This window comes from Pantoea sp. EKM10T (assembly GCF_011800685.1).
GTDB classification, from domain to species: Bacteria; Pseudomonadota; Gammaproteobacteria; order Enterobacterales; family Enterobacteriaceae; genus Pantoea; species Pantoea agglomerans.
In genome coordinates, this window is the sequence record NZ_JAALEU010000001.1 from 411,995 (window position 1) to 437,105 (window position 25,111).

Annotated in this window: 24 protein-coding genes; 14 read left to right on the forward strand and 10 right to left on the reverse strand. The window is 56.9% G+C overall.

From position 1 onward, the window contains the following. Positions 1-56: 56 nt before the first annotated feature. Positions 57-1,715 (reverse strand): methyl-accepting chemotaxis protein, encoded by a 1,659-nt coding sequence (locus tag HFD95_RS01920; RefSeq protein ID WP_167429766.1) that lies wholly within the window; start codon positions 1,713-1,715, stop codon positions 57-59. 222 nt (positions 1,716-1,937) lie between these two features. On the opposite strand from HFD95_RS01920, the gene HFD95_RS01925 reads away from it, so the two are divergent. Beyond that, positions 1,938-3,194: a mechanosensitive ion channel family protein gene (locus HFD95_RS01925; protein ID WP_010245507.1), complete on the forward strand. Its 1,257-nt coding sequence runs from the start codon at positions 1,938-1,940 to the stop codon at positions 3,192-3,194. Positions 3,195-3,248: 54 nt separating this feature from the next. On the opposite strand, the gene HFD95_RS01930 is transcribed toward HFD95_RS01925, so the two are convergent. Then, positions 3,249-3,545, reverse strand: a complete 297-nt coding sequence (locus HFD95_RS01930) for a hypothetical protein (RefSeq protein WP_031292973.1) — start codon at positions 3,543-3,545, stop codon at positions 3,249-3,251. A 426-nt stretch (positions 3,546-3,971) separates the two neighbouring features. Here HFD95_RS01930 and treZ point away from each other — a divergent pair, with 426 nt between their 5' ends. The 4 genes from treZ (at position 3,972) to HFD95_RS01950 (ending at position 11,307) form a co-directional block, all read left to right on the forward strand. Continuing rightward, a complete protein-coding gene (gene treZ, locus HFD95_RS01935; protein WP_167429767.1) occupies positions 3,972-5,756 on the forward strand; it encodes a malto-oligosyltrehalose trehalohydrolase in 1,785 nt (594 codons plus the stop codon). Next, complete coding sequence (treY, locus tag HFD95_RS01940; RefSeq protein ID WP_167429768.1) at positions 5,753-8,281, forward strand: malto-oligosyltrehalose synthase; 2,529 nt, start codon at positions 5,753-5,755, stop codon at positions 8,279-8,281. The genes treZ and treY overlap by 4 nt, the downstream gene beginning before the upstream one ends. A 59-nt stretch (positions 8,282-8,340) precedes the next feature. Continuing rightward, a complete protein-coding gene (gene glgX, locus HFD95_RS01945) occupies positions 8,341-10,416 on the forward strand; it encodes a glycogen debranching protein GlgX (RefSeq protein ID WP_010245519.1) in 2,076 nt (691 codons plus the stop codon). A 126-nt stretch (positions 10,417-10,542) separates the two neighbouring features. Further along, positions 10,543-11,307, forward strand: coding sequence for an SDR family NAD(P)-dependent oxidoreductase (locus HFD95_RS01950; protein ID WP_010245522.1), 765 nt, complete (start codon positions 10,543-10,545; stop codon positions 11,305-11,307). 114 nt (positions 11,308-11,421) lie between these two features. Here HFD95_RS01950 and HFD95_RS01955 read toward each other — a convergent pair whose 3' ends face one another. Then, a complete protein-coding gene (locus HFD95_RS01955) occupies positions 11,422-11,694 on the reverse strand; it encodes a hypothetical protein (RefSeq protein ID WP_010245525.1) in 273 nt (90 codons plus the stop codon). A 542-nt stretch (positions 11,695-12,236) separates the two neighbouring features. Here HFD95_RS01955 and HFD95_RS01960 point away from each other — a divergent pair. Together HFD95_RS01960 and HFD95_RS01965 are read left to right on the forward strand one after the other, a co-directional pair. Beyond that, positions 12,237-12,776 (forward strand): TetR/AcrR family transcriptional regulator, encoded by a 540-nt coding sequence (locus tag HFD95_RS01960; protein ID WP_167429769.1) that lies wholly within the window; start codon positions 12,237-12,239, stop codon positions 12,774-12,776. Continuing rightward, complete coding sequence (locus tag HFD95_RS01965) at positions 12,773-13,921, forward strand: sugar MFS transporter (RefSeq protein ID WP_167429770.1); 1,149 nt, start codon at positions 12,773-12,775, stop codon at positions 13,919-13,921. Before HFD95_RS01960 ends, HFD95_RS01965 begins: the two co-directional genes overlap by 4 nt. Positions 13,922-14,072: 151 nt before the next feature. Here the strand turns inward: HFD95_RS01965 and HFD95_RS01970 are convergent, their stop codons facing one another. Continuing rightward, the gene (locus HFD95_RS01970; protein WP_010670048.1) at positions 14,073-14,306 is read right to left on the reverse strand and encodes a hypothetical protein; all 234 of its coding nucleotides are present in this window, start codon (positions 14,304-14,306) and stop codon (positions 14,073-14,075) included. 289 nt (positions 14,307-14,595) lie between these two features. Between HFD95_RS01970 and HFD95_RS01975 the strand changes: the two genes are divergently transcribed. The 3 genes from HFD95_RS01975 to HFD95_RS01985 all read left to right on the forward strand — a co-directional run bounded on the left by HFD95_RS01975 (position 14,596) and on the right by HFD95_RS01985 (position 16,892). Continuing rightward, on the forward strand, positions 14,596-15,117 hold the full coding sequence (locus HFD95_RS01975; protein ID WP_167429771.1) for a GNAT family N-acetyltransferase: 522 nt from the start codon (positions 14,596-14,598) through the stop codon (positions 15,115-15,117). Between the two features lie 100 nt (positions 15,118-15,217). Further along, on the forward strand, positions 15,218-16,429 hold the full coding sequence (locus tag HFD95_RS01980; RefSeq protein WP_010670046.1) for a diguanylate phosphodiesterase: 1,212 nt from the start codon (positions 15,218-15,220) through the stop codon (positions 16,427-16,429). Between the two features lie 229 nt (positions 16,430-16,658). Further along, positions 16,659-16,892: a DUF4060 family protein gene (locus tag HFD95_RS01985; protein WP_010245542.1), complete on the forward strand. Its 234-nt coding sequence runs from the start codon at positions 16,659-16,661 to the stop codon at positions 16,890-16,892. A 46-nt stretch (positions 16,893-16,938) separates the two neighbouring features. Here the strand turns inward: HFD95_RS01985 and anmK are convergent, their stop codons facing one another. Next, positions 16,939-18,060, reverse strand: a complete 1,122-nt coding sequence (gene anmK, locus HFD95_RS01990; protein ID WP_167429831.1) for an anhydro-N-acetylmuramic acid kinase — start codon at positions 18,058-18,060, stop codon at positions 16,939-16,941. A gap of 282 nt (positions 18,061-18,342) precedes the next feature. Between anmK and slyB the strand changes: the two genes are divergently transcribed. Continuing rightward, complete coding sequence (gene slyB, locus HFD95_RS01995) at positions 18,343-18,810, forward strand: outer membrane lipoprotein SlyB (RefSeq protein ID WP_010245548.1); 468 nt, start codon at positions 18,343-18,345, stop codon at positions 18,808-18,810. Between the two features lie 40 nt (positions 18,811-18,850). Here the strand turns inward: slyB and slyA are convergent, their stop codons facing one another. Beyond that, positions 18,851-19,288: a transcriptional regulator SlyA gene (gene slyA / locus HFD95_RS02000; protein WP_010245551.1), complete on the reverse strand. Its 438-nt coding sequence runs from the start codon at positions 19,286-19,288 to the stop codon at positions 18,851-18,853. Between the two features lie 150 nt (positions 19,289-19,438). On the opposite strand from slyA, the gene HFD95_RS02005 reads away from it, so the two are divergent. From HFD95_RS02005 to HFD95_RS02015, 3 genes are read left to right on the forward strand one after another with little or no spacing between them, the layout of a single operon-like run. Further along, positions 19,439-19,675 (forward strand): DUF1656 domain-containing protein, encoded by a 237-nt coding sequence (locus tag HFD95_RS02005; RefSeq protein ID WP_010245554.1) that lies wholly within the window; start codon positions 19,439-19,441, stop codon positions 19,673-19,675. A gap of 5 nt (positions 19,676-19,680) precedes the next feature. After that, entirely contained in the window at positions 19,681-20,538 is an 858-nt protein-coding gene (locus HFD95_RS02010; protein ID WP_167429772.1) for an HlyD family secretion protein, read from the forward strand. Continuing rightward, positions 20,535-22,535, forward strand: a complete 2,001-nt coding sequence (locus tag HFD95_RS02015; RefSeq protein ID WP_167429773.1) for an FUSC family protein — start codon at positions 20,535-20,537, stop codon at positions 22,533-22,535. Before HFD95_RS02010 ends, HFD95_RS02015 begins: the two co-directional genes overlap by 4 nt. On the opposite strand, the gene HFD95_RS02020 is transcribed toward HFD95_RS02015, so the two are convergent. The 4 genes from HFD95_RS02020 to HFD95_RS02035 all read right to left on the reverse strand — a co-directional run bounded on the left by HFD95_RS02020 (position 22,536) and on the right by HFD95_RS02035 (position 24,941). After that, positions 22,536-23,003, reverse strand: a complete 468-nt coding sequence (locus HFD95_RS02020; protein WP_010245563.1) for a hypothetical protein — start codon at positions 23,001-23,003, stop codon at positions 22,536-22,538. A gap of 130 nt (positions 23,004-23,133) precedes the next feature. Next, positions 23,134-23,652: a superoxide dismutase family protein gene (sodC, locus tag HFD95_RS02025; protein ID WP_167429774.1), complete on the reverse strand. Its 519-nt coding sequence runs from the start codon at positions 23,650-23,652 to the stop codon at positions 23,134-23,136. An 84-nt stretch (positions 23,653-23,736) separates the two neighbouring features. Beyond that, the gene (locus tag HFD95_RS02030; protein WP_010245570.1) at positions 23,737-24,633 is read right to left on the reverse strand and encodes an aldo/keto reductase family oxidoreductase; all 897 of its coding nucleotides are present in this window, start codon (positions 24,631-24,633) and stop codon (positions 23,737-23,739) included. Between the two features lie 68 nt (positions 24,634-24,701). After that, entirely contained in the window at positions 24,702-24,941 is a 240-nt protein-coding gene (locus HFD95_RS02035; RefSeq protein WP_010245573.1) for a DUF1289 domain-containing protein, read from the reverse strand. Positions 24,942-25,111 lie beyond the last annotated feature (170 nt).

The following is a 25,111-nucleotide window of genomic DNA, read 5'->3' on the forward strand; positions in this document are numbered from 1 at the left end:
TGATGCTGCATGCCGCGTCACGAAATAAAAAACCGCCCCAGGGGCGGTTTTTTTTATCAGAAGGTCTGCCAGTTATCGTTGTCCGCCAGGCGGGCAGGCTGAAGTTTTGGCACGGCAAGGGCTTTCGCCACCGGCGCAGCAGAGAACGCCACCTGCAGAGTGCCGGTTTTGAATACCGATACCGTTTTACGCAGGTAGCTCGCCTGCTCTTCCAGTGAGGCGGCGGCAGTCGCGGACTCCTCCACCAGCGCGGCGTTCTGCTGCGTCACACCATCCATTTCCGAGACCGCTTTGCAGACCTGCTCAATGCCACGGGTCTGTTCAGTCGAGGAGGCCGCGATCTCTTCGATCAGCTGCGTGACACGACTCACCGACGTCACGATGCTCTCCATCGCGACGCCCGCCTGAGAAGCATGACCGGCACCGGTTTTAATCCGCTCGGCTGAGCGGTCGATCAGTCCCCGGATCTCCTGCGCGGCGCTGGCGCTGCGTCCGGCCAGCGAGCGCACTTCACCCGCTACCACTGCAAATCCACGACCCTGCTCACCGGCACGCGCGGCTTCAACGGCGGCGTTCAGCGCCAGAATATTGGTCTGGAAGGCGATACTGTCGATAATGGCGATGATACCGGCGATCTGATTCGAGCTTTCGCTGATCTGATCCATGTTGGCGATGACCCGGGCGACAGTCTCACCGCCCTGCATGGCCGTGGCTGAAGCCTCTTTCGCTACCGTGGTCGCCTGCTGCGCATTGTCTGCATTGAGTTTCACCGTTGAGGTGAGCTGCTCCATACTGGCTGCGGTCTGTTCCAGCGCGGCAGCCTGCTGTTCGGTACGGGAAGAGAGATCGGTGCTGCCCGCAGAGATTTCCGCTGCACCGGTAAAGATAGAGCGGGTGGCGTCATCGACCGAGGTAATGGTCACCACCAGCGCATCGCGCATCTGTTGCAGCTCCTGAATCAGCAGGCCCATCTCATTGCGGCCTTCATGCTGAATATCGGAGGTCAGATCGCCGCCTGAAATGGCGCGCATATGGCCGGTCAGCCTGCCCAGTGGGCCAATCAGCAATTTCTGCAGCCCAATCCAGACCGCGACCCCAATCACGCCGGTGATCAGGCCAATAGTCAGCAGCGCCCAGAGCGCATCCGTCAGGCTACGCTGGTTATGCTCCGAGGACGCTTTCATCAGCTGGATGTTCACTGCACGCCAGGCCTCATAGGTACTGTCGAGCTGGTCCTGCGCCGCCTGTGCTTCAAGGTTGCCGTAGCCCGCATAGTTGCCCTGCTTCAGAAAGGTAATGGAGGCCAGCATGGTGTCACGCATCTGCTGGTAGGCGGTCTGCACCTGCGTCGCCTGGGCTTCACCCTGGCCCTCTTTGCGCGGCAGCGCCTGCCAGGCTTTGAAGTCCGCATCGGCAGCAGCGGCTGACTTTCCAGCCTGCTCCAGCAGCGCAGCCATGGCTGCCAGTGATTTTGGATCCTGCTGATTTTTCAGGAAACGGATTGCTACACGGTTGATGGTGACGCGGGTTTTAATCAGGGTTTTTACCGCGTCACTCAGGTGCTGCTGCTGCAGCGTAAGCTGCTCTGCCGCAACAAAGTTTTTGTCGGCTTTTGAGACGCCGTTGTAGAACAGAAATCCGGTCAGGGTCAGTAACGCCACAAAGACCACCAGAACAGCAGCGATACCGTGAGTGATTTTAAGATTTTTAAGCATGTCCGCAGGCTCATATCAGAGGAGATAAAGCTGTTATCGGCCAGCGCGGCGTTTATCTGAGTGTTGCACCAGAGAAGGTAACAATCTGCAGGATGGAGGGTGCTGTCAGCGCGCCGTTACGCAAAAAAAGCGGTGCGGCTCAGCCTGAACGCATTCGGCGCTTAACAACCGTCCCCGTGCTGTGGTTGAATTCGCCCCTTATCTTTTTTGCACGTGGTTATCATGCATTACATTCAGAGTCTGATGAGTTTTATTGAGGGAAACAGGGTACTGTCGATCAGCTTCAGCCTGTTGCTGCTGATTATGGCCGGGATGGTCACTCACCTGATCTGCAAATTTTTCATCGTCAAAGTGATCAGGAAGGTCTTTTTCAGCAGCCACAAAAAGGGCGTGCCGCTGGATAAAGATGTCCGCCTCTCTCAGAAGCTGTCAAATTTTGTGCCGGTGATTGTGGTCTACAATTTCCTGCAGTTTATGCCGGGCCTGCCTGAAAATCTGAAAGTGGCGATTCAGACCATCTGCGGCATCCTGTTTTTTGTCTATCTGTCGATCTTCTTCAACGAAGTGCTGGAGATTGTTAACAACTCCTATTCGCGCAAATCAAAACGCAAGAATCACTCGATCAAAGGCTATATCCAGATCGGAAAAATTCTGGTGCATATTATTGCCGCGATCATGATTCTGGCGATTATGTCCAACAAGTCACCGGCGATTATCATCTCCTCGCTGGGTGCGGTCGCCGCGGTGCTGATGCTGATCTTCCAGCATACGCTGCTGTCGCTGGTGGCGAATATTCAGCTCTCCTCTAACGATGTGCTGCAACTGGGCGACTGGATTGAGATGCCGGACAGAAATATCAGTGGTGAAGTGATCGATATTGCCCTGCATACCATCACCATCCGCAACTGGGACAACACCATTTCGCGCATCCCGACCAAGAACTTCCTGACCGAGACCTACACCAACTGGCAGGCGATGTTCTCCTCGGGCGCACGCCGCATCATGCGCAGCTTTTATCTTGATCAGAAGTCGATCACCTTTGTGAATCAGGAGATGCTGCAGGCGATGAGCCAGATCCGTCTCGCTGGCGAATCGATTACTGAGCTGCTGGATGGGCGTGATATCAATGCCGTGGGCGACCGCTGGTTTATGGAGAACGGCATCACCAATCTGATGGTGTTCCGTAAATACCTGACCGCCTGGCTGGCGCAGCGTGACGACATTCAGAAAGAGATGTATATCGTGGTGCGACCGCTGAAACCGTCGCCGGATGGATTGCCGGTAGAGATCTACTGCTTCACCTCCTCTATTTTCTGGGCCGATTATGAAAATACCCAAGCAGCGATCTTTGAGTATATCTACGCGATGGCCCGCCACTTTGAGCTGCAGATTTATCAGCATCCGGCAGGCTCCGATTTTGCCCGTCTGGCTCAGCCGCGCCCCGACAGCCGGGATGCACAGCAGAGCGGCGGGCAGTAACCAGAATGCGCGGTGGCGATCTGCCGCCGCCGTGATTCACGTTTGCTCAGCGCATTAACTTTTACTCAGCGCATAGTTCAGCACTTTGTCATTTTTCATCTGCACGGTCAGCGTCTGCCCTTCGGTGGTATTCAGGGTGCGCGCCTCGCTGTAGGTCCACTTCAGCAACCGCTGCCCGTCCGGGTAAGGCGTTTCACTGTCAGGCTGACCAAACAGCGCGATCAGCTGGGCTTTGGTGGTCTGACCGGCATGAATTTGCTGCAGATTACTGCTGTCCAGCCTGTGTCCGACCCGGTTAGAACAGGCGGAGAGCAGCAACAACAACGCGGCTAACAGAACTCTTTTCCTCACGTAACATCCTTCTGAAGTGTTCAGCGCCGCAGGTCATCCGGAGCGACCTGCGCCATCGCGCATAAGCTTATAGCGAATCGGCGCCATCCGGCAGGCTTTTCTGCGCCTGGCTCCTGCTTTCGCCCCGCCGGATGCAGATTCACAGCAATTAACGCAAATTAATGCCTCTCTACCCCCCGCCGCCCTGCGATTGCAACATCTTAGTCTATGATTACTCTCTGTATGCCGCGTGGAAGCGGTCTCACGGCCCGTTTTCCGCCACACCACGCTGAATACCAGTCCGGCTTTCTGACTGAAGAGACGCGCCAGCCCACCTGGCCTCCTGGTCTCGCTGATAGCTTTAAGATTTTTTGACGCTTGCGTCATCGACATCCTTTTCGTGCGGTGGCCACCATCGCGCATTTCCAGGCTAAATGAGGCAACTGAATGGAATCCAAATCTTTTTTTAAAAGTTGGGGCGCTGAACGGGTTGCCAGCGACGAGGTGCGTTTCCGCCTCTGGGCAACCGGTCAGCAACGCGTGACGCTGCGGCTCTCCGGTAAAGACATTGAGATGACGCCGCAGGCTGACGGCTGGTTTGAAACTCAGGTCGCTGGTGTGGCAGCCAATGCCGAATATGATTATGTGCTGGCCGATGGTACAGCGGTGCCCGATCCCGCCGCCCGCGCTCAGAAAGCAGAGGTCAATGGCCCGTCGCTGGTGATCGATCCTGACGCTTATCAGTGGCAGAACACGAGCTGGAAGGGTCGTCCATGGCAGGAGTCGGTGGTCTATGAACTGCACATCGGCACCTTTACGCCTGAGGGCACCTTCCGGGCGGCGATTGAGAAGCTGCCAACGCTGGCTGAAACCGGCATTACCATGATTGAAGTGCTGCCGGTGTCGCAGTTCGGCGGGAATCGCGGCTGGGGCTACGATGGCGTGCTGCTCTATGCACCGCATGCTGCCTACGGCACACCCGATGATTTTAAAGCCTTTATTGACGCAGCACACGGCCACGGTCTGTCGGTAGTGCTGGATATCGTGCTGAACCACTTCGGCCCGGAGGGCAACTATCTGCCGCTGCTCTCACCAGACTTCTTCCACAAAGCGCGCCAGACGCCGTGGGGCGCCGGTATCGCCTATGACGTTGATGCGGTGCGCCGCTATATCGTGGAAGCGCCGCTCTACTGGCTGCAGGAGTTTAATCTGGATGGCCTGCGCTTTGACGCCATCGATCAGATTGACGATCCCAGCGACAAGCATGTGCTGATTGACATTGCTGAGCGCATCCGCGCCTCGATTACCGACCGCCCTATTCATCTGACCACCGAAGATTGCCGTAACGTCACCTTCCTGCATCCGCGTGACGAAAACGGGGATGCTCCGCTGTTTACCGGCGAATGGAACGATGACTTCCACAACGCCGTGCATGTGCTGGCAACCGGTGAAAGCCACGCCTATTACCAGGATTTCGCCGACCAGCCGGAACAGCGGGTAGCGCGGGCGCTGGCAGAAGGCTTTGTCTATCAGGGCGAAGTCTCGCCGCAGTCGGGCGAGCCACGCGGCGTGAAAAGCAGCAGCCAGCCGCCGGTCGCCTTTGTCGACTTCATCCAGAACCATGACCAGACGGGCAACCGTGCGCAGGGCGAAAGGCTCATCAGCCTGGCCGGCGCAGAGCGCACCCAGGTGCTGCTGGCGATGTTGCTGGTCTCGCCTCATATTCCGCTGCTGTTTATGGGTGAAGAGTATGGCGAAACCCGGCCGTTCCTGTTCTTCACCGATTTCCACGGCGATCTGGCCAAAGCGGTGCGTGAAGGTCGCGCCAGAGAGTTTGAAGGCCATGCCGGTCACGGCGAAACTGTGCCGGATCCTAACGATGTCACCACCTTTGAACAGTCGAAGCTTAACTGGCAGCGAACAGAAACGCCGGAAGGTCAGCAGTGGCTGGCGCTGATGCGTCAGCTGCTGGCCCTGCGTCAGCAACATATCGTGCCGCTGCTGCAGACCGCCGGTGGCGATGCCGGTCAGGTGGTGAAAACGGCGGAAGGTTTCCTCGCGGTGCGCTGGGACTTCCCGCAGGGCACGCTGTCACTGGCGCTGAACGTCGGCAACAGCACACAGCCGATCCCCGATCTGCCAGGCGAAACGCTGTTTGCCTGGCCGCAGGCCGCCAGCGAACTGATTCCCAACGCTATCGTGGTTCGCCTGGCTAAGAGAGAAGCAGAATGAATATTCCAACCGCAACGTACCGCATTCAGTTCCGCAACGGCATGACGTTTGACCGTGCGGCGGCGCTGGTGCCCTACCTGAAGCAGCTGGGTATCAGCCATCTTTACGCGTCACCGATCTTCAGCGCTACCGCTGAATCGACCCACGGCTACGACGTGACCGACGTTAACCAGATCGAGCCATCGATTGGCGGCCGTGAAGGATTTGATCGCATGGCTGCCGCGCTGAAAGCCGCCGGGCTGGGGCTGATCCTCGACATCGTGCCTAACCATATGGCCGCCTCGCTGGAGAACCCGTGGTGGCGCGACGTCATTGAGCATGGCGAACAGAGCCGCTATGCGCATTACTTCGATATCGACTGGTCACGTCGCCTGACGCTGCCGTTCCTCGGTGACACCTTTGAGGCGGTGCTGGCCAACGGCGAGATCAGCGTGAAGCGCGATCCGCAGACCGGCAAACCGGCGCTGGCCTACTTCGACAATTTCTATCCGCTGGCACCTGAGACCTGGCAGGATCGGGAAGAAGCGGTGCTCGCCCTGCGCGACGCGGCGGAGATTGCTGAACTGCATGACCAGCAGCCGTGGCGGCTGATGTCCTGGCGCGATGCGCCCAACGATCTCTCCTACCGTCGCTTCTTTGAAGTCACCGGTCTGGTGGGCGTGCGCGTGGAAGACAAAGCGGTCTTTGATGCCGCACATCAGCTGATCCTGGAACTGGTTCACAGCGGTGCGGTGCAGGGCTTACGCGTCGACCACGTGGATGGCCTGGCCGATCCGCACGGCTATCTGGAACAGTTACGCCAGGCTGCCGGTCCCGACTGCTATCTCACCGTGGAGAAAATCCTGGGTGACAATGAACAGCTGCCTGATGCATGGCCCGTTTCCGGCACCACCGGATATGAATTTATGGCCGCACTCGCCAATCTGCTGGTCGACAGCGATCAGCTGAGCGGACTGCGCAAAGCGTATCAGGCCGTCATCGGTAAAACCGTTGATATGAAAGCGGAGCTGCGCGCCGCCAAACTGTTGATGGCAAACCGCAATTTTGCCGGTGAATTTAACCGGTTACTGCAGCTGGCACTGAAGATTGCCGACGCAGAAGGCACGCCACAGCCGGAAGCGGAACTGAAGAATGCGCTGCGTGAACTGCTGGTGGCGTTCCCGGTCTATCGCACCTACGGTACGCCGCAGGGCCTGACCCCAGCCGACACCGCGCTGTTGCAACAGGTGGTCAGCGAGGTCAAAGCCAGTGCCCATGCGCCCGACAGTCAGGCGCTTGATTTCCTGACCCATATTCTGCGCGCAGAGGTTGCCGACTCCGCTCGCGACGATGCCACGCAATTCCGCACCCGCTTCCAGCAGCTGACCGGACCGCTGATGGCGAAATCGGTGGAAGATACCCTCTTCTTCCGTCAGCACATGGCGCTGGCGCTGAATGAAGTCGGCGCTGAACCGCTGGCGCGCCACTTCTCGCTGGATCAGTTTCACGCTGAAATGCAGGCGCGGCGCGAACATCAGCCCGATGCGCTGTCGGGCACCTCTACGCACGACACCAAGCGCGGTGAAGATGCGCGTGCGCGACTCTATACCCTTACCGAAGCGCCGCAACGCTGGGCGGATTGCGTCAACCGCTGGCGGGAGATGAACCACGATCAGGTCATACGTCTGAAAGATGGTCCGGCACCCGAACCGGCCGTGGAGTGGATGCTGTATGAAGCGCTGGCGGGCGTCTGGCCAACCACCCTGCAGCCGCAGGATGCGGAAGGTCTGGCGGCGCTGGAAGCCCGCTTTGTGGTCTATGTGGAAAAAGCGCTGCGTGAAGCCAAGCTGCGTACCGACTGGGCCGACAATAACGACGCCTATGAGGAGGCAGTGCTGGGCTATGCCCGTCACCTGCTTGCGCCCGCCAACAGCACCTTCCTCAGTGACTTCTGCCAGTCGCTGCAACCCTTTATGCGTGCCGGTCTGGTCAACAGTCTGACCCAGACTGTGGTGAAGCTTACGGCGCCTGGCGTACCCGATATTTATCAGGGCAGCGAGGCGCTGGACTTCAGCCTGGTCGATCCCGATAACCGCCGCGAACCCGATTTCGACGCGCTGGCGGCGATGCTTAACGCGCCACAGCACGACGGCAGCGAGGCGCACTGGCTGCGCGGTCAGGTCAATCAGCAGGCGATTGTGAAGCTGCTGACGCTGCGTCAGCAGCAGCCTGCCCTGTTCCGCCACGGTGACTATCTGGCACTGTCGGCAGAGGGCGAGCAGCAGAATAATGTGCTGGCCTTTGCCCGCACCGGACAGGATCAGGCGGTGATAGTGGTTGTGTCACGCCGGGTCTTTAACCAGTTGCCGGAGAATCTCGACCAGCCGCCCGCTGCGCGCTGGGCTGACACGGTCATTGCGATGCCCACCGCACTGGGCCAGCGCCGCTACCAGGATGTGCTGACCGGTAAAACGGTGGCTGCGGGCGACCAGTTGCCGCTTACCGGGCTGGCATCGCAGTGGTGTGCCGTGCTGGTGGCACAGTGAATTCCGGAAATAACTTTTTTTATTACGCGTCAATCTGTTCATTGAATAACGAGGCATAAATGTCAAACAGTCAGCGTTTTGAAATTACGGCGGGATACAGCCATTTACTGGGGGCCAACTTTGATGGTCAGGGCGTGAACTTCGCCCTGTTCAGCGCCCACGCCGAGCGGGTTGAACTCTGTCTGTACGATCCCAGCGGTAAAACGGAAATTGCCCGTCTGGAGCTGCCGGAATATACCCATGAAGTATGGCACGGCTATATTCCGGGCCTGCAGCCCGGCGCGCTCTATGGCTATCGCGTTTATGGCCCTTATGACCCGGAAAATGGTCATCGCTTTAACCCGAACAAGCTGCTGCTCGATCCCTACGCCCGTGAACTGGCGGGAGACATCGCGTGGAACGAGGCGCACTTCGCTTACGATCTCTATCATGACGATAAAGATCTGACCTTCGACAGCCGCGACAGCGCGCCGTTTACGCCAAAGTGCCGGGTGATCGATCCCAACGAATTCGACTGGCAGGATAAAAACCGCCCGAATGTGCCGTGGCCGAAAACCGTCATCTATGAAACCCACGTTAAGGGCTTCACGCAGCTCAACACCGCCCTGCCACCTGAAATGCGCGGCACCTTTGACGGCATGAGCCACAAATCGACCGTCGACTACATCAAAAGCCTGGGCATTACCTCGGTCGAACTGCTGCCGGTACACTGGTTCCCGGATGACCAGCACCTGCTGGATAAAGGGTTGAAAAACTTCTGGGGATATAACACGCTGAACTTCTTTGCCCCCGCCACCCGCTACTTTGGGCCGCGCGGCATTCAGGGCTTCCGTGACATGGTGCGAGCCTTCCATGATGCCGGTATTGAGGTGATCCTCGACGTGGTTTACAACCACACCGCCGAGGGGAATGAGCTGGGGCCAACGCTGTCGTTTAAAGGCATCGATAACTTCTCCTATTACCGTACGTTGCCAGACCAGCATCGCTATTACATCAACGACACCGGTACCGGTAACACCGTCAACACCTCGCATCCGCGTGTGCTGCAGATGGTGCTCGATTCGCTGCGTTACTGGTCAGAATCAATGCATATCGACGGCTTCCGTTTCGATCTGGGTACCATTCTCGGTCGTGAGCCTGATGGTTTTGACCCGCGCGGCGGCTTCTTCGATGCCATCATGCAGGACCCGGTCCTGTCGCAGAAAAAGCTGATCGGTGAACCCTGGGATATCGGTCCGGGCGGCTATCAGGTGGGCAGCTTCCCGCCAGGCTGGGCAGAATGGAACGATCAGTATCGCGATACGGTGCGTGACTACTGGAAAGGCAACAACGTCTCCACAGACTTTGCTGCCCGCCTGCTGGGTTCCGGCGATCTCTACGATCAGCACGGTCGTCGTCCATGGGCCAGCGTCAACTTTATCACCGCGCACGATGGCTTCACCCTCAACGATCTGGTGTCGTACAACGACAAACATAACGCGGAGAATGGCGAAGACAACAACGACGGCCACAACGACAACCGCTCTTACAACTACGGGGTTGAAGGCCCGACCGATGATGAAGGCATCAACGCGGTGCGTGAGCGTCAGAAGCGCAACTTCCTCGCCACGCTGATCTTCTCACACGGTACGCCAATGCTGCTGGCGGGCGACGAGTTTGGCCGCAGCCAGATGGGCAACAACAATGGCTACTGCCAGGACAGCGAAATCTCCTGGGTACACTGGGATAACCTGCCGGAATCTGCCGAGGCGCTGCGCGAGTTCACCCGCCAGATCCTGACGTTACGTGCTCAGCAGCCGTTACTGCGCCGTGAAAACTGGCGTGATGGCATGGATATCAAATGGTTTAACGCCGGTGGCGGCTTCCAGCAGGCTGAGCAGTGGGACGAAGGCTCAACGCTGGGGGTTTATATCGGCCGACCGGATCTCCAGACCGAGGAAGGCATCTGGCACGACGTCCTGATGCTGTTCAATCCGTTTGAAGGCAATGTACCGTTCCAGATCCCGCAGTTTGGTGAAGGCGGCTGGGTGCTGGAACTGACCACCAGCGACACCGCGAAGCGCGGTCTGGTGATCACCAAAGAGAAGGATTTCGAACTGGAAGGACGCAGCTTCGCCCTGTTCAGACGTCCATAGCCGCTCACCCGGTTAAAAAGCAGTCATCTGGCGCAGCGCATTTCGCGCTGCGCTTGTGTTTCTGGCGATCGCTGCCAGGCTTAACCGGTTGTTAACAGTGAGAATTGATGCTGAAAAGGAGGCATAATGTCCAGATTTACGCAGAAAGTTGTGGTTGTGACAGGTGCCGGATCCGGCATTGGCGAAGCCAGCGCAAAACGCTTCGCTGAAGAGGGTGCATCAGTGGTGCTGGTGGGCCGTACCGCGCAGAAACTGGAAGAGACGCTGGCCGACATGACGCCAGGCGATCACCTGGTGGCTGCCTGCGACGTCTCAGAAGCCGCACAGGTTAAACAGCTGTCAGAAACCGTGCTGAAGAAGTATGGCCGTGTTGACGTACTGGTAAATAACGCCGGCGTCATCGTGCAGGGCCGCATCCATGAAGTCGACCTCGACGCATGGAAAACCCTGATGAAAACTGACCTTGATGGGGTTTTCCACGGCGTACACTATTTCATGCCTGCCCTGTTAAAGAGCAAAGGCAACGTGGTTAACATCTCTTCCGTTTCCGGTTTAGGCGGCGACTGGGGCATGAGCATCTACAACGCGGCTAAAGGGGCGATTACCAACTTCACCCGTGCGCTGGCGATGGACTACGGCGCAGATGGCGTACGAGTCAATGCAATCTGTCCCGGCTTTACCTTTACCGATCTGACCGAAGATGCCAAACAGGATCAGGCGCTGCTGGAGCGCTTTTACGACCGTATTCCACTGCGCCGGGCCGGTGAAGCGGATGATATCGCCCGTGCCATTCTCTTTATTGCCAGCGATGAAGCCAGTTATATTACCGGCGTTAATCTGCCGGTTGATGGCGGAATTACCGCTTCAAATGGCCAGCCTAAACAGGCTTAAATAAAGAACAGGGCAGCGTCTTTACGCTGCCTTTTTTTATTCTAACCGGCCCGCAGCATTAATTCCCTTTATTATCCTTCTGCCACAGCAGAACAATAACTGCCTGCATACAAATTAATGTTTTGGCGTATGGCGGGTTGGCGTTGCCGCGCGTGCCGGTTTAATTGCCGTGCTGCTGGTCGGGCAAATAAAAGTGCTCAGGCAGGCATTACAGAGTATGGCATTAGCGTGATGGACTTTCGCCACGGCCAGCGCCTGCTGGCGGGTATAAAGCGAACCAATAAAAACGCGTTTATCGTTCTTTGACAGATTAACGCAACCTTCTTTGTGTAAAATCCATCCACCCATGGGACGCGGGCACAGATAATAGTAGCTGGCTTTGAGCATGGTAGTCATCCTGATAGTTGCTGTATGTATCTTAAAAAACGAACCAAAATTCGTAAGAGGTTTTTTTTGTAATCTGAAGCTTTATTAAACTAACTGAGAATTATCCCTAAAACCACTTTATTGCGTAAGTCTGGCTGACTTTGAGAATATGCCCTTTTTCATTGCTTATATCGCTTCAGGCATTCCACGCGCTGTAACGCCCTCACCCTCTCTGTCGCCCCGATTACATTTATACTGCTAATGCATCACTAAAAAAGAAAAAATCAAAACAACACCTTAAAAACAATAGCTTATAAAATCAATCCGCGCGCCAGAGGTGACGCGCTACTCAGATATGATTAGAGCAGAAGCTGAAAAATATCACCCCCGCAGGGGTATTTATGAGTATTGATAAACTGAACCTGAATAAGAGTGAAAGTGGTGCACAGCGTGCCTTTAAGCGGAACGCCAGCTCCCCTGGCATCAGGGATTTATCAATACCGGCGGGCGTAATTAACAGCGACCGGCTTGAAAAAGTAAAACGATCGGTTTACTTTTAAAGCATGAAAAAGAGAAACGATATCACCCAGGCCGCCGAGCGGCTCTTCTACACCCACGGTTTCCACGCCACCAGCACCGACAATATCTGTCGCGAAGCGGGCGTCTCTACCCGCACGCTCTATCATCACTTCGCCTCACGCGAAGCGCTGACCGCAGCGGTACTCGACGCGCGCGAGCAGCGCTTTATGGCCGATCTGCTGCCACCGCAACAGCCTGATGCGATAGCGCATCTGTTCAGGGTGCTGGGCGAGTGGACGGAGGCGAACGGTGCCCGTGGCTGCTTCTTTCTTAAAGCCTGGGGAGAGTATGCCGAGCGGGACAGTGAACTGGCCGCTCAGGCGCTAGCCTTCCGGGCCACGATGCGGGCTTATATCACCCATTGTGTGACGCATCTGCGCGGTGCTGAAGATAAGTCGCTGAGTGATGCTATCTGGATACTCTTTGAGGGTGCCATTACCACGGCGCTGATTACCGGTCCCGCCGCTGCTCAACAGGCGGCGCAGATCGTCAGTCAGTTACTTCAGAACAGGGCGACAGGATGAGAGCGCCCATCGCGCTGGCGCTGACCGGCTTCAGCCTGATCGCCGTGACCTATGGCATGGCGCGCTTCTCATGGGGATTGATGCTGCCCGCTATTTCAGCGGAGATCCCCTTCAACCCGCAGCAGGCGGGTATGCTGTCAGCCTGCAGCTTTGTGGCATATTGCCTCACTATTCTTACCGCAGCCGCGCTGGCGGATCGCTATGGCACCCGGCTGACGGCGCTGCTGGCCTCACTCAGTGCGACGGCGGGTCTGCTGCTGCTCGCCTGTGCCTCATCAACACTGCTGCTGGCGGCCGGACTCTTTATTGCCGGATTGAGTGCCGGTCTGGCTTCACCTGCCCTGGCGGCGGCGGTCAGTGATCGAATCCCTGCTGCGGGTCAGCCGCGCATCAATACCCTGATCAATGCCGGCACCAGCGCGGGCATTATCCTGACGGTAGTCATCCTGAGCGTTCTGCCCGGCGGCTGGCGTGCCGCCTGTCTGCTGTTCGCTTTGCTGTCGCTGGCCTGTGTACTGCCGGTGATGCGCGTGTTATCAGGTCACGCCGCCAGTCGCCCCACCAGAGTGCGTCACTGGCACCAGCGGCTGTATCGCCGCTCCATGCATCGTCTGATGAGTATTGCGTTGATTTCGGGTCTGGTCAGTGCTGCCTGGTGGAGCTTTGGGTCAGCGCTGCTGCGACAGCATGTCGGTGTTGATGAGGAGACCGCCCGCTTACTCTGGCTGATTGCCGGAGGAGCAGGCATCGTGGGTGCGGCAACCGGCCCGGTCGCTGCCCGTATCGGGCTGAAGGGTGTATACCGGCTCTCACTGTGCGGGATGGCAGTGCCACTGCTGGTGCTGGCCTGGAGTCGGGGCGAATCCACCGGCTTAGCGATCGCGGTTGCCTGCTGTGGCGCAGGTTACGTCACCCTATCGGGCGTGCTGCTGGTGTGGGGCGCACGCGCCACTGCTGAAGATCCGGCGACTGGCGTCGGCATCCTGTTCTTTATGCTGGCGGTGGGCCAGGTAGCGGGATCGCTGCTGTTTGGTCAGCTCTACGCCTCTTTGGGAGCCAGTACGGCATTAACGCTGTTTGCGGTCAGCGCCCTGCTGCTGCTGTTTATTGCACCCGCGCAGAACAGCAGCGAGTCGGGTAAATAAGCAGGCGTAAACGAATGGGTTGGAAGAAAACAGGGAAGTTAGAAATAGCGTCGATGCTATTTACCAGACAGTGCCAATATTATCGCCCGGGGAATGAGGAAATATTACGCAGGTGTTATGGCTGAAGCGATAAACTCATCGCGGCGTCCATTCAGATCGCGCGAATATTTTTAATGCGTGGATTTATTTTCTGCTGAAGCAAATCTTCTTCGGGACCCAGATAATAAGGCACAGCACACTGCTTACCATCTTTGGTAAAAATAATCTGGTTATCATGCAGGAATAACGCAGTAAAATGGCCCAGTACCACACCATTTAATTCAAAGCAGTGATTTCTTGCTGCACGCAGCCCCTGCTTACTATTCAGAAAATCAACAAATCGCATCACGCTGCGCCTCCAGTTAATAAATCAACCCCATCAGAATCGCGAAGATAATAGCCTTAACGCCGGCCCGGATCATCCGGCTGACGCTGTTTTCAGAATAGGCTTAATTACCATTCAGTAGTGGCACTAAACCGACGTGATTTTTTATCTGCTTCCTGCCAGGAATAATCCTGGCGAACGACGCACTCATAAAATTTCATGAGCGCGTAATATTTATATTGCGCCCTCACATCGCCCGCTATACCGTTGTTTTTCCACCAGGTGCAGACTTTCGGGGCAAAACCGCATAATGGAAATTTTTGAGGCAGATGAACGCCACATCATGGCGATTCAGCAGATCTACGCCTGGCATGTCCTTAACGGCACCGGCTCATTTGAGACAGTGCCGCCCGACGCGGCAGAGATTGGCGAGCGGATGCGGAAGATTCAGCAGGCGGGCCTGCCGTGGTTTATCGCCGTCAGCGAGGGAGAAGTGCGTGGGTTCTGTTATCTGACGCCTTATCGTCCGCGCCATGCCTACCGGCATACGCTGGAGGACTCAATTTATATCGATCCCGGATTTCAGAAGCGCGGAGCCGGTTCGCGCCTGTTAAACCATGCAATCCGCTGGGCTGAGCAGGCAGGGTTCCGCCAGTTGATCGCCAACGTCGGCGACAGCGAGAATCAGGGCTCGATTGCCGTACATCGCGCCGCAGGCTTTGAGATGACAGGCATCCTGCGCTCGGTGGGTTTCAAACAGGGTCGCTGGCTGGATACCGTTTTTATGCAGCGCTCTCTGGGAACGGGCGATACCACGCTGCCGGTTGATTAAAACAGAGTCAGAGTGAGAAAGACGTACTGGCCCTCGTTTTCCCCGGAAGAAGCTTCTGGTAAGGTGCCATAACAAAAAATAAAAAATTCCGGAAACCTTTATGTTGTCGACAATCATCTATCGCAGCCACATTACTGAACATGTGCCGCTTGAGATCCTGAATGGTTTGGCGCGGAAAGCGAATAAAATCAATAAATCCTCAAGCGTCACCGGAATTTTATTATTCAATGGAACGCATTTTTTCCAGCTGCTGGAAGGGCCGGAGGCGGCGGTAAATGCAGTCTATAGCCGGATTTGCCAGGATCCACGCCACCATAATCTGGTCGAACTGCTGCGCGATTACGCCCCGGCACGCCGTTTTGGCCACGTCGGTATGGAGCTGTTCGATCTGCGGCTGCATGATAAAGAGACGGTACTGGAGGCGGTGCTGGCAAAGTGCACCACAAAGTATCAGCTGACCTATGCCGATCGCGCACTGCAGTTCCTGCGCACCTTTGTCGAAGCGCGGGAAAAAGAGAACTATTTTGAGATCCCGGCCGCCAGCGGCTGGACGTTTATCTGTGACGAGTCAGAACAGCGTGAAGGCAACGCATCGCTGGTGGCTGCGGATGAGGTCAGCTTTGCTTTTCAGCCGATCGTTGACCCCTTCGCCTGCGAAATCGTCTCGCTGGAAGCGCTGCTGCGCGGCCCGCAGGGTGAACCGCCGCTCGACTATTTTGCCCGACTGTCACGTGAGCAGCTCTATCAGCTCGATCTGAGGTCGAAAAAGATCGCCTTCGCCCAGGCGAAGCAGCTGGGGATTGAGGGAATGACTCTGTCGATCAATCTGCTGCCGATGACGCTGGTGGAAGTGCCCGACGCCGTCCCGTTTTTGCTGGATGAGATTGCTGCGCAGGGACTGGTGCCAGAGCAGATCATGGTTGAATTCACCGAGAATGAAATTATCTCGCAGCCTGAGGCCTTTGAAGCCGCCATCAGGCAGCTGAAGGCGGCCGGCATCAGCCTGGCGCTGGATGATTTCGGTGCCGGTTTTGCCGGCCTGTCGCTGCTGACGCGCATTCAGCCTGACAAGATTAAAATCGACCGAACCATCATCGCTGATGTGCATAAAAGTGGGCCGAAGCAGGCGATCATTCATGCCATTCTGAAATGCTGCTCCTCGCTGGAGATCGGTGTTATCGCCGAGGGTATTGAACAGCCGGAAGAGTGGATGTGGCTTGAAGCGGCAGGCGTGACCCAGTTTCAGGGCTTTCTGTTCTCAAAACCTGTACTCAATGGCGTTGCGGCCGTAGCCTGGCCGGAGCTGATCTGACCGCCTCTGCTATTTGGATGAATTTGCGATTTCCTGCCTTGCTGGATCACCCGGCGGCTGCTAAATAATTAACAGCCTCGGGGGATCATCTTTCTGTCATCTTCCCGCGGCAGAGTCAGTCATTACCCAGTCAGTGATTAAATGTTTAGCAGTCAGATGTTCAGTGTTTAGGCCAGCGCTACGCGCCATGCGTGCGACGTGACTCCAGGGACAGCATTTGAGGAACTGAATGAAGCAAATCATCCGCGGTGATAAAGAACCCTCCCATATTCTCGCAGCGACTCGTGCGCTTGAAGCGCACTACTCCCGCTACGGAGAAGGTAATAAGTACCATCCCGTTATCTATTCCATCGCCTACCGCAGCCGGTTTTATCAGGTTGAGGTGATTACCCGACGTGAAACCATGGTTGCCTCGGTGATTACTGGCGTTCGCAACCTGACGCATCTCTCCGGCGCCGCCTGACGGCCGCCTGTCATCCTGCGGGGGCAGATTGCCCCCGACTCACTGCTTAGCGTCGGTAGAGTGAATTCGCCGGAAAGATTGCGCCAATCACGCTTTTTTCCCGTGCGCCCGTCACCGCAGGCAGATTGCCCGGCAGGCCGGAGAGCGTGCGGAAAGCCAGCCAGGCAAACGCCAGCGCCTCCATATCGTCACCACTGACACCCGCCGCATCGGTAGTCGTTACTTCCGTTCCCGGAAGATGCGCTGCCAGTCGTGCCATCAGCAGCGGATTGCGGCTGCCGCCGCCACACACCAGCAGACGGTCGCAGCCATCATTGAGTAACACCTGCTGCGTGATGGTGATGGCGGTCAGCTCGACCAGCGTAGCCTGCACGTCCTGCGCAGCCAGACCCGGGAAATAGCGCAGATGCTGCTCCAGCCAGCTGAGGTTGAAATGTTCGCGCCCGGTGCTTTTCGGCGGCGGCAACGCAAACCAGGGCTCACGTAGCAGCGCCTCCAGCAGTGCCGGAATCACCGACCCGCTGCGCGCCCACTGCGCATCTTTGTCATACGGCTGAGCCTGATTACGCCAGATCCAGGCGTCCAGCAGCATATTGCCGGGGCCGGTATCGAAGCCGCGCACCGGCTGACCCGGGATCAGCAGCGAGAGATTGGCGATGCCGCCAATATTCAGCACCATGCGGCGTTCAGTGGCATCCATCAGCAGCGCCTGATGAAAGGCAGGCACCAGCGGCGCGCCCTGCCCGCCCAGCGCCATATCACGGCGGCGGAAATCCCCTACCACGGTGACGCCGGTGGCCGCCACGATCTGATTATGATCGCCAATCTGCAGCGTATTGGGTGCGTCACTCTGCGGCTCATGCCAGACGGTCTGACCATGACAGCCAATCGCCGTGATATCGCTGGCTTCAAGCGATTCGCGCTTCATTAATGTCACTACCGCTTCAGCAAACAGCTGGCCGAGGTGGGTATCAAGCTGGCCGAGCTGCGACAGCGTCAGGGACTGTCCCTGACATATCGCCAGAATCGCCTGACGCAGTTCTGGTGGCATCGGATGGCAGTAGCTGGCCTGCTGCGCCACCATATTTTCATCAATGGCAGCCAGCACCACATCCACTCCATCCAGGCTGGTGCCTGACATTACCCCAATATAGCGTCCTGATTTCATAGCCATTCCTTACTTCCGGCGGGAAGTGCGATTCATCTGCGGTTAGCCTGACAAATAATGATCGCTAATTCTATGATTAAATTCTTTTTATCCAATCGTGCTGACTGATAACGTAATGGGACTATTTTTAGTCCACGATTGAATTATTGTTGATCCTGCATAGTCTATGCTTCGTCCAGCCGTGTTTTATTCGGACAGGGATTAATTTGCCAGGTTTGTGTCTTATACTGTGAGCAGGATACAGCGGTAAACGTGGCACCTTCTCGACTAAAGGAGTTTCAAATGATTAAGCGTGTAATTGTGGTCGCTCTGGCCGGTGTGATGCTGGCAGGTTGTAGCAATACCAGTACGCTGTCGGGTGATACCTACAGTGCCAGTGAAGCTAAGCAGGTGCAGAGCGTTTCGTACGGTACCTTAGTCTCAGTACGTCCGGTGAAAATCCAGGGCGGCGATGAGAGCAATGTCATCGGTGCTATCGGTGGTGCGGTGCTGGGCGGCTTCCTGGGTAACACCATTGGCGGCGGCAGCGGACGTAGCCTGGCGACAGCCGGTGGTGCGGTTCTGGGTGGCGTAGCAGGCCAGGGCGTACAGGGCGCAGTCAATAAAACCGATGGCGTTGAGCTGGAAATCCGTAAGGATGATGGCAACACCATCATGGTGGTTCAGAAACAGGCCGCCACGCGTTACTCTGTTGGCCAGCGTGTTGTGATGGCATCCAACGGCAGCCAGGTGACGGTTTCACCTCGCTAATGAAGCTAAACAAAAAACCGACGCCTGGGCGTCGGTTTTTTTATTTCTCTTTATGCTGAAGTTCGAGAATGTTTTTCTCAAGCCGGGCGATCAGCGTCACCATCTGACTGATCTCTTCCCGACTGATGCCGGACAAAATGTCATCCCGCGTCTCATCAATCACACTCTCAACCTGTTCGATAATCGGCTCGGCCTGCTGCGTCAGCTTAATGCGCTTGGCACGACGATCGTTGGCGCAGGTCGAACGGGTGATTAATCCTTTCTCTTCCAGCTGATCCAGCGTGCGCACCAGCGAAGGCTGTTCAATACCAATCGCCTTGGCTAACTGAATCTGGGACTGTTCGGGCGGCAGTTGATGAATATTGTGCAACGTCACCCAGTGAGTCTGAGTCAGCTCAAGCGGCTTCAGCCGCTGATCAATCAACGCGCGCCAGATGCGCACCAGGCGAGATAAATCCGTTCCGAGGGGCGTATCCATTTCATCTCCTTATAATTAGCTTGCTAGCTATCAAGCCAGATTTTACACTATTCTGCGAGTTTACAGGACAAATTACAAATCCCGGACCAGGCCACGATAACGTGGCAGCGCTTTCACTCTGCTGTTTGGGTTAACGAAGGATGTTATCACGTGCTCACTCCTGCTTTTTCAGGTGCGAATCCGCTGACCGATCTGGTGGTGGGCGCCTCACTGTTTTTCCCGCCGATATTCAAAGCGGTGATCCTCGGCTTCTTTTTCTGGCTGCTGATCCACCCTCTGGTGCGTGGCTGGATCTACTCCGGCGATGTCTGGCATCCCACCCTGTTTGATCTCTCCCTGTTTGTGCTGTGCGTTACCGCCGCACTCTGGCTCATCGGTCACGGATAATCGATATGAAATTTAACGCGGTAAAATACTTCTCCACGCTGATTGTGTTTGCCCTGGCGCTGCTGGCCGGTGGCTGGCTCTGGCACTACTACATGCAGTCGCCCTGGACCCGTGACGGGAAAGTACGGGCAGAGCTGGTGGATATCACGCCTCAGGTGTCGGGACGAATTACGCAACTGAAGGTCAAAGACAATCAGTTTGTGCATCAGGGCCAGCAGCTGTTAACGCTGGACCCGGTGCCGTGGCAGATCGCGCTCGACAATGCCGCCGCCCAGCTCAGCAAAGCGCAGGCGGATCTCGCGAAAGCGCAGCATGAATTTAATCGTCGCAGCAGCCTGCCGCGCAACATCATCTCCGCAGAGGACCTTGATGCCGCGCGATTAAGCGCCGGCGCGGCGGCCGCCAGCACCAAAGCGGCACAGGCGGAGTGGGAACGGGCGCGCTGGAATCTGCAGCAGACGACGCTGACCGCACCGGCGGATGGCTGGATCACCAATCTGACGCTGCGTCCCGGCAACTATGCCACCGCGGGTTCGCCTCTGTTTGCCCTGGTCGACAGTCACTCTTACTACGTAATGGGCTACTTCGAAGAGACCAAACTGCGCCATATTCACCCAGGCGCAGCGGCCCAGGTGGTGCTCTACAGCAATGGCATGCGGCTGCAGGGTCAGGTGGATAGCATTGGCCGCGCCATCTATGACCAGAGCATTGAGACCGACAGCGGCCTGGTGCCCGATATCAAACCCAACGTGCCCTGGGTGCGGCTGGCGCAGCGAGTGCCGGTGCGTATTCGTCTCGACCCGCTCCCTGCCGATGCAGACCTGGTGGCGGGAACCAGCTGCACCATCACCATCCAGCCATGAATTTTCAGTGGCTGGCCTGGGATCAACTTCCCTGGATTAAGGCGAACGCCGGCCAGTGGCGTTATGCGTTGCGTAACGCTATTGCGATGTGCCTGGCGCTGAGCATCGCCTACGGACTGGATCTGGATGAGCCCTACTGGGCAATGACCTCTGCCGCCGTGATTAGCTTTCCCACCGTCGGCGGCGCGATCAGTAAAAGTCTGGGGCGAATTGTTGGCAGTCTGATGGGGGCCAGCGCCGCGCTGCTGATCGCCGGACATACGCTTAATGAGCCGTGGCTGTTTACCTTTGCCATTGCCGGCTGGCTGGCGCTCTGTACCGGCATAGCGAATCACTACCAGAATAACGTTGCCTACGCCTTTTCGCTGGCGGGCTACACCGCCGCCATCATCGCCTTTAGCAGCGTTAACATCACCGATATCACCTCGCTATGGACCATCGCTCAGGCACGGGTCTGCGAGGTGATCTCCGGCATTCTCTGCGCCGGATTGATGATGATGGTACTGCCGAGTACCTCCGATGGTGAGACGCTGATTACCTCACTGAAACAGATGCATGCCCGGTTGCTGGAACATGCGGTGTTACTGCTGCAGCCCTCAGCCAGCGAGACCATCCGGACCGCGCATGAAAATGTCATCAGCCAGATTCTGACCATGAATCTGCTGCGGATTCAGGCGTTCTGGAGCCACTACCGCTTTCGCCGACAGAACAACGTGCTGAACTATGTGCTGCACCAGCAGCTGCGACTCACCAGCGTGCTCTCCAGCCTGCGACGCATGCTGCTAAACTGGCCCGACGCGCCTGAGGCGCTGTTTGAGGCGCTGCAACAACTGATGGCGGAGCTGGCGAAACCGGCGTGTGATAAATATCGTCTGGCACAAATCCTGCGCAGCGTGACCCCGGCAGCGGATGGCGACTACCGGCAGCGCGCTTTTTGTCAGCGGCTGCGCTACTTCTGCTGGATGTACCTCAACGTGCTGCGCTGGATCCGCCTGCTGGATCGCGCCGATGCCGACACCCGTTTTCAGCCACCGCCGGTTCCGGCGCTGGCGCGCGACAGTGACAGCGCCGAGGCGGGCTGGAGCGCCCTGCGTACCTTCAGCGTTATCGTGCTGGGCTGCGCCTTCTGGATCAATACGCAATGGTCTTCCGGTGCAGCCGCGCTCACCTTAACCGCCATAGCCTGTGTGCTCTACGCTTCATCGCCCTCACCTGGCGGCAGCGTCACGCTGCTGCTGAAGACCCTGCTGTGGCTGTTTGCGTTTAGTTTTGTGATGAAGTTTGGGCTGATGGTGCAGATCAGTCAGCTGTGGCAGTTTTTGCTGTTTCTGTTCCCGCTGCTGGTGACGCTGCAACTCTTTAAGCTGCAGCAGAAGCAGCGCGCCGGGATGTGGGGACAGTTCATCGTCTTTATGGGTTCGTTTATCGCGGTGACTAATCCGCCCACATTTGATTATCAGGACTTCTTTAACGATAACATCGCCAAAGTCTGCGGGGTGCTGCTCGCCTGGCTGGCGTTCCAGATTCTGCGACCCAGCTCCGATGCGCGGCGCAGCCGACGGCATATCCGGGCGCTGCGGCTGGCGTTTCTCGATCAGCTGCGGCAGCGGCCCCGGCTCAGTGAGAGCCGCTTCGAATCGCAGATTTACCACCGTATCAGCCAGCTCAGTCACAGCCGGGATGAGCAGGCTCGCGTCTGGCTACTGCGCTGGGGCGTGGTGCTGCTCAACTGCTCGCATATCGTCTGGCAGCTGCGTGAATGGCGCGCCGGTTCAGCCGCACTGATGGGGTTTCGCGATCACTGCCTGCAAGACTTACAGCAGATTATCAGCAGCCGCGGCGTGCGCCACAGCTCGCTGGATCGGATGCTGACGGAACTGGAGGAGACCATCACCGCGTTACTGGCACTGGAAAGCAATGAGGCCAGCGAGCTGGCGGGGATTATCTGGCGGTTACGCTGTTCACTGGCACAGCTGAAGCAGGCGGTGCCGGAGTGATCACTGGCAATATTGCTGCTGTTGCCGGTTAAAATCATCCTGCAGCTGTTGCAGCGTTTTATGGCCTTCGAAGCGGGTTTTATCCATTTCGGTCATCGGTTCAATCACCAGCACTTTCTCATCGGGTGAGAAGATAAACCGGCGTGTCAGTTCGGTACCGGTAAAACTCTGACCATGAATGCCACCGCACACCATAGTCATGGTGCGGCGATAAATAGTGCTATCCGTGAAATTGGTTTCGGTGGCGCTGCGAAAGACCTGATCGCAACCCTGCGCTTCCAGCTTACGCACCATGTTGCGGCTCAGCCATTCACGACCCTTCGCGATCTTTTCACAGGTGATACGCATTGGGTTGGTATCGATGGTGCGCTGCAGTTCGCGTCCGGTTTCGGTGACCAGTTGCGTATCATTGGGTTTATCGCATCCCACCAGCAGCAGACACAGCAGTAATGCGCCCTTGAATTTCATTTTCCTGCTCCTTTCCCGATCACGCTTTCTTACCTGAATCAATATCATAGGGGGGAAATGTCAGGGATGGTACAACAATTCATAAACAGGCAGGAGAAAAGCGGGCGGCCATCGCCTGCCGCCCGGAAACTCAGATTACACCGCAGGCGTAGCGTGCACCGCCACCGCCCAGCGGTTTAGGATGGTCGGCATGATTGTCACCGCCGACGTGCACCATCAGCGCTTTGCCTTTGATCTCTTTTAACGATTTCAGACGCGGCGCCAGCACCGGATAAGTGGCGCTGCCTTTGTCATCGACATAGACCGCGGGCAGGTCGCCCATGTGCCCCTCTGCATAAGGCCCCAGATGTTTGCCGCTGTTGGCCGGATCAAGGTGACCACCCGCCGCACCGGCGGCGACCACTTTGCCTTCAGACTCGCCCGGCTCACAGCTGCCTTTAGCATGAACATGGAAACCATGAATGCCTGGCTGAAGGCCCTGCAGATCCGGCGTGAACTGCAGACCATACTGTGTCTCGTCAATCTTAACGGTGCCCAGCGATTTCCCAATCCCTTCAGCGGTAACCTGATGGATCGTAACCTGCTCGCTGGCAGCCTGTGCTGAACCGCAGGCGATCAGTGCGAATAAGGCAACTGCTTTCATTTTCATGGTGACTCCATTTGCATACCAGGGTTTGAGATAAGTCTGGTCGCTATTGCACTATTTTGCCGGAGATTGACGCAGTTTTACGCTTCAGGGCACATCAAATCCCAGCGCCGCCTTGCGAATACGGAACCACTGCTGACGCGACAGGGATAAGTTCAGTGCTCCGGCGGCTTCGCTGACCCGCGCCGTTTTACCTGAGCCGATGATTGGCAGCGGGCGCGATGGCAGCATCAGTATCCATGCATAGACCACCTGATCCAGGCTGGTGGCACCGGTTTCCTGCCGCACGGCTTCCAGTTCGTCACGCAGCGGCTGGAAATGGGGATCGTTAAACAGGCGACCGCCACCCAGACAGGACCAGGCCATCGGACGAATACGCAGCTGCTGACACTGATCCAGCGAGCCATCCAGCAGCACACTTTGCTGCACGGGTGAGATCTCCAGCTGATTTGTCACCAGCGAGAACGGCAGACGGGATTGCAGCAGGGAAAACTGTGATGGTGTGAAGTTAGAGACGCCAAAATGCAGAACCTTGCCGCTGTGATGCAGCGCCATAAAGGCTTCGGCCACCTCGTCAGCCTCCATCAGTGGATCGGGACGATGGATCAGCAGCAGGTCGAGACGATCGGTGTGGATATGGCGCAGTGAGTTTTCAGCACTCTGCAGGATATGACGTTTGTCGGTAATGTAGTGGCCTATCTGATGCTCAGGCTGGGCGCGGGTGGCGATGCCGCACTTGGTGACAATCTGTAGCTGGTCGCGCAAACCGGGTGCCAGTTTCAGTGCCTCGCCAAACGCCGCCTCACACTGGTAGTCACCGTAGATGTCCGCATGGTCAACGGTAGTGATGCCGAGCCTCACGTGGTGCTCAATAAAGGCGACCCGCTCCTGTGGCGACATCCCCCACTCCATCAGACGCCAGTACCCCATGACCAGCGGTGAAAAATCGGGCCCCTGTGAGGCGATGGCTTGCGGTTCTAACATGACGTTCTCCCTGTTGCGCGTTGGCTGAAATTAGCGTGTCAGAGAGTATAACGGAAAGCGCAAAGTCGTCAGAATAACTCCGGCTGTTGTGGCGCGTGTGGCTCCTCACCTTTCTGTTGCCGTTGCAGACGCTGACGCCGCTGCTGACAAAGACGAATGACCTCACGCTTTTGCGCATCGCTGAAGCGCAGCCAGTTGAACCGCTCATCGCGGCTGCGTAAACATCCCAGGCAGTAGCCGCGCGCATCAGTCTGGCAGATGCCGCGACAGGGGCTGGGAACCGGGAAAAACTCAAGCTGCTCGGCCACCACGCCTCCGGATTCACAGAATAAACAGTCCAGTAAAAAGCGTAGCCTGGTTGCGCAGGAAGTAAGCCACACCCGGTCAGAATTATCCTGTTCTTTGACTCAGGAGTGAACACTCTGTGCCAAATAGAGAGGGTTGCGTTGCATTAGACCGACTGGTCTACTAATCTTAC

What these genes read in the sequence shown, in the direction of transcription:
- sodC (WP_167429774.1), bottom strand. Translation starts at nt 23,652, where the DNA reads ATGAAAATGAAAGCAGTTGCCTTATTCGCACTGATCGCCTGCGGTTCA.
- HFD95_RS01975 (WP_167429771.1), top strand. Translation starts at nt 14,596, where the DNA reads ATGGAAATTTTTGAGGCAGATGAACGCCACATCATGGCGATTCAGCAG.
- HFD95_RS01920 (WP_167429766.1), bottom strand. Translation starts at nt 1,715, where the DNA reads ATGCTTAAAAATCTTAAAATCACTCACGGTATCGCTGCTGTTCTGGTG.
- HFD95_RS02020 (WP_010245563.1), bottom strand. Translation starts at nt 23,003, where the DNA reads ATGAAATTCAAGGGCGCATTACTGCTGTGTCTGCTGCTGGTGGGATGC.
- HFD95_RS01985 (WP_010245542.1), top strand. Translation starts at nt 16,659, where the DNA reads ATGAAGCAAATCATCCGCGGTGATAAAGAACCCTCCCATATTCTCGCA.
- HFD95_RS02030 (WP_010245570.1), bottom strand. Translation starts at nt 24,633, where the DNA reads ATGTTAGAACCGCAAGCCATCGCCTCACAGGGGCCCGATTTTTCACCG.
- HFD95_RS01970 (WP_010670048.1), bottom strand. Translation starts at nt 14,306, where the DNA reads ATGCGATTTGTTGATTTTCTGAATAGTAAGCAGGGGCTGCGTGCAGCA.
- HFD95_RS01980 (WP_010670046.1), top strand. Translation starts at nt 15,218, where the DNA reads ATGTTGTCGACAATCATCTATCGCAGCCACATTACTGAACATGTGCCG.
- slyA (WP_010245551.1), bottom strand. Translation starts at nt 19,288, where the DNA reads ATGGATACGCCCCTCGGAACGGATTTATCTCGCCTGGTGCGCATCTGG.
- treY (WP_167429768.1), top strand. Translation starts at nt 5,753, where the DNA reads ATGAATATTCCAACCGCAACGTACCGCATTCAGTTCCGCAACGGCATG.
- HFD95_RS02010 (WP_167429772.1), top strand. Translation starts at nt 19,681, where the DNA reads ATGAAATTTAACGCGGTAAAATACTTCTCCACGCTGATTGTGTTTGCC.
- slyB (WP_010245548.1), top strand. Translation starts at nt 18,343, where the DNA reads ATGATTAAGCGTGTAATTGTGGTCGCTCTGGCCGGTGTGATGCTGGCA.
- HFD95_RS01955 (WP_010245525.1), bottom strand. Translation starts at nt 11,694, where the DNA reads ATGCTCAAAGCCAGCTACTATTATCTGTGCCCGCGTCCCATGGGTGGA.
- HFD95_RS01950 (WP_010245522.1), top strand. Translation starts at nt 10,543, where the DNA reads ATGTCCAGATTTACGCAGAAAGTTGTGGTTGTGACAGGTGCCGGATCC.
- HFD95_RS01960 (WP_167429769.1), top strand. Translation starts at nt 12,237, where the DNA reads ATGAAAAAGAGAAACGATATCACCCAGGCCGCCGAGCGGCTCTTCTAC.
- anmK (WP_167429831.1), bottom strand. Translation starts at nt 18,060, where the DNA reads ATGAAATCAGGACGCTATATTGGGGTAATGTCAGGCACCAGCCTGGAT.
- HFD95_RS01965 (WP_167429770.1), top strand. Translation starts at nt 12,773, where the DNA reads ATGAGAGCGCCCATCGCGCTGGCGCTGACCGGCTTCAGCCTGATCGCC.
- glgX (WP_010245519.1), top strand. Translation starts at nt 8,341, where the DNA reads ATGTCAAACAGTCAGCGTTTTGAAATTACGGCGGGATACAGCCATTTA.
- HFD95_RS01925 (WP_010245507.1), top strand. Translation starts at nt 1,938, where the DNA reads ATGCATTACATTCAGAGTCTGATGAGTTTTATTGAGGGAAACAGGGTA.
- treZ (WP_167429767.1), top strand. Translation starts at nt 3,972, where the DNA reads ATGGAATCCAAATCTTTTTTTAAAAGTTGGGGCGCTGAACGGGTTGCC.
- HFD95_RS02015 (WP_167429773.1), top strand. Translation starts at nt 20,535, where the DNA reads ATGAATTTTCAGTGGCTGGCCTGGGATCAACTTCCCTGGATTAAGGCG.